The sequence below is a fragment of the Pseudomonas agronomica genome (genome assembly GCF_025917275.1).
In the GTDB taxonomy this organism is placed as follows: Bacteria; Pseudomonadota; Gammaproteobacteria; order Pseudomonadales; family Pseudomonadaceae; genus Aquipseudomonas; species Aquipseudomonas agronomica.
This window is the reverse complement of the sequence record NZ_JAOSHO010000530.1, coordinates 1-3,295: the sequence shown is the minus strand read 5'-3', so window position 1 is coordinate 3,295 and position 3,295 is coordinate 1. Positions and strand designations below refer to the sequence as shown.

At 63.0% G+C, this 3,295-nt stretch carries 2 protein-coding genes; one reads left to right on the top strand and one right to left on the bottom strand.

Annotated elements, in window-relative coordinates:
• Positions 1-15: 15 nt before the first annotated feature.
• Positions 16-1,338 carry an MFS transporter gene (locus tag OC610_RS23940; protein WP_264431379.1) on the bottom strand — a complete coding sequence of 441 codons (1,323 nt, stop codon included), beginning with the start codon at positions 1,336-1,338 and terminating at the stop codon, positions 16-18.
• A gap of 193 nt (positions 1,339-1,531) precedes the next feature.
• Between OC610_RS23940 and OC610_RS23935 the strand changes: the two genes are divergently transcribed.
• Positions 1,532-3,268, top strand: coding sequence for an IlvD/Edd family dehydratase (locus tag OC610_RS23935; protein ID WP_264431377.1), 1,737 nt, complete (start codon positions 1,532-1,534; stop codon positions 3,266-3,268).
• Positions 3,269-3,295 lie beyond the last annotated feature (27 nt).

Below are 3,295 nucleotides of genomic sequence, written 5' to 3'. Positions count from 1 at the left end.
TGGGTTGTGGTGACCTCAGGTACGCGTCGCCCCTCGGGCGCTGGCGGCGAACTGGTCCGCCGGCAGCACATGCTTGCGCTCCAGCAGGCGATAGACCACGCCGGTCAGCACCAGGCCGAACACCATCACGCACGACAGGAAATACAGCCCCGAGGCCAGGTTGCCGGTGTATTCCTTCAGCGCACCGATCACGAACGGTCCGATATAACCGCCAAGGTTGCCCACCGAGTTGATCAAAGCAATGCCCGCCGCCGCACTGGCGCCGGCGAAGAACCGTCCCGGCAAGGTCCAGAACACCGCCGTGCAGGAAAACAGCGCGAACGCTACCAGGCACAGCGCCGCCAGTTGCAACACCGGCACCGACAGCCAGGCACTGAGGAACAGGCCGATGGCACCGAGCACATACAACACGGCCAGGTGACCGTACCGATCATTCAAGCGGTCGGAGCTGCGCGGAATGATCAACAGGCCGATGATGCCGAAGATATACGGCACGGATGACACAAAACCAGTCACCAGGTCGCTGCCACCGAACTGCTTGATCAGCGTCGGCAACCACAGGCCCAGCCCATAGATGCTCAAGGTCACGGGCAGGTAGAACAGCGCCAGCAGCAACACACGTTTGTCCTTCAGCGCATGGAGCGGATTGCCGTGGCGGGTCTGGCCGTATTCCTGCAGATCTTTTTGCAGTTCGCCGGTCAGCCAGTCCTTCTCGGCCTGGTCCATCCATTTCACCTGTTGCGGGCCATCCGGCAGGTAGCGCAGCACCGGCCAGGTCAGCAGCACCGCCGGCAGGCCGATGACGATGAACAGCCATTGCCAGCCGTGCAGGCCCAGGATGCCGTCCATGCCCAGCAAGCCACCGGACACGGGGCCGGTGATCATCATCGCGATGGGTTGGGAAAGAATGAACAGGCCGAGGATCTTGCCGCGATGGCGCACCGGGAACCATTGGGTGATGTAGTACAGCACGCCCGGGAAGAACCCGGCTTCGGCCGCGCCCAGCAAGAAGCGCATCACGTAGAAACTGTGGGCCCCCTGCACAAACGCCATGCCGATGGTGATGGCGCCCCAGGTGATCATGATCCGGGCGAACCAGCGCCGCGCGCCGAAGCGTTCCAGCATCAGGTTGCTGGGGATCTCCAGCAGGAAATAACCAATGAAAAACAGCCCGGCGCCCAGGCCGTAGGCGGCGTCGCCGATGCCGATGTCAGCGCCCATGTGCAGCTTGGCAAAGCCCACCGCAGAGCGGTCCACGTAGGCGATCAGGTACAGCAGGATCAGGAAGGGAATCAGTTTGAGGGTGATGCGACGAATAAGCCGCAATTCCTGGCTCATGGGACCGGTCTCCGATTGTTGTTGTTATAGAACCTCGGGGGATTTCTCTCGCGAATGACCGCGAGGACAACCCCTCCGTTGAATCGGACTATATAGTAATACTATTTACCCAACAACACTTCCAAACCGCGCAAATTGCGCTTATGTTACGCTTCAGCTCGAACAATATAGTCATACAATAAGAGAATCGATCATGTCTGATAAGAAACCCTCCCTGCGCTCGGCCCAATGGTTTGGCACTGCCGACAAGAACGGCTTCATGTACCGCAGTTGGATGAAAAATCAGGGCATCGCCGACCATCAGTTCCACGGCAAGCCGATCATCGGTATCTGCAACACCTGGTCGGAGCTGACGCCGTGCAACGCGCACTTCCGGCAGATCGCCGAACACGTCAAGCGCGGCGTGATCGAGGCCGGGGGCTTCCCGGTGGAATTCCCGGTGTTCTCCAACGGCGAATCGAACCTGCGCCCCACCGCCATGCTGACGCGCAACCTGGCGAGCATGGACGTGGAAGAGGCGATTCGCGGCAACCCGATTGACGGCGTGGTGTTGCTCACCGGCTGCGACAAGACCACCCCGGCCTTGCTGATGGGCGCCGCCAGTTGCGACGTGCCGGCCATCGTCGTCACCGGCGGGCCGATGCTCAACGGCAAGCACAAGGGCCAGGACATCGGCTCGGGCACCGTGGTGTGGCAGTTGAGCGAACAGGTCAAGGCCGGCACCATCACCATCGACGATTTCCTCGCGGCCGAGGGCGGCATGTCCCGCTCGGCCGGCACCTGCAACACCATGGGCACGGCCTCGACCATGGCGTGCATGGCCGAAGCCCTCGGCACCTCCCTGCCCCACAACGCCGCGATTCCGGCCGTGGACGCCCGTCGTTATGTGCTCGCCCACATGTCCGGCATGCGTGCCGTGGAAATGGTCCGTGAAGACCTGAAATTGTCGAAGATCCTGACCAAGGAAGCCTTCGAAAACGCCATCCGCGTCAACGCCGCCATTGGCGGTTCGACCAACGCGGTGATTCACCTCAAGGCCATCGCCGGGCGCATTGGCGTGCAACTGGACCTGGACGACTGGACCCGCATCGGTCGTGGCATGCCGACCATCGTCGATTTGCAGCCGTCCGGGCGCTTCCTGATGGAGGAGTTCTACTACGCCGGTGGCCTGCCCGCCGTGCTCCGTCGTCTCGGCGAAGCGAACCTGATCCCGCACCCGAACGCGCTGACGGTCAACGGCAAGAGCCTCGGCGAAAACACCCAGGACGCACCGATCTACGGCCAGGACGAGGTCATCCGCACCCTGGACAATCCGATCCGCGCCGACGGCGGCATCTGCGTACTGCGCGGCAACCTGGCGCCACTCGGCGCGGTGCTCAAGCCATCCGCCGCCACGCCGGAATTGATGCAGCATCGTGGCCGCGCCGTGGTGTTCGAGAACTTCGACGAGTACAAGGCCCGAATCAACGACCCTGAGCTCGATGTGGACGCCGACTCCATCCTGGTGATGAAGAACTGTGGGCCGAAGGGTTATCCAGGCATGGCCGAAGTCGGCAACATGGGCTTGCCAGCCAAGCTGCTGGCCCAGGGCGTGACGGACATGGTGCGCATTTCCGATGCGCGCATGAGCGGCACCGCCTACGGCACCGTGGTCCTGCACGTGGCACCGGAAGCCGCGGCCGGCGGGCCTCTTGCCGCCGTGAAAGAAGGCGACTGGATCGAACTCGACTGCGCCAGCGGCCGCCTGCACCTGGACATCCCGGACGCCGAACTCGCCGCGCGCCTGGCCGACCTCGCGCCACCGCAGCAATTGTTGGTGGGCGGCTATCGCCAGTTGTACATCGACCATGTGCTGCAAGCGGACCAGGGCTGCGACTTCGACTTCCTGGTGGGCTGCCGCGGCGCCGAGGTACCGCGTCACTCTCACTAACCCCTACGGGTATTGCGCAGGAGCTGC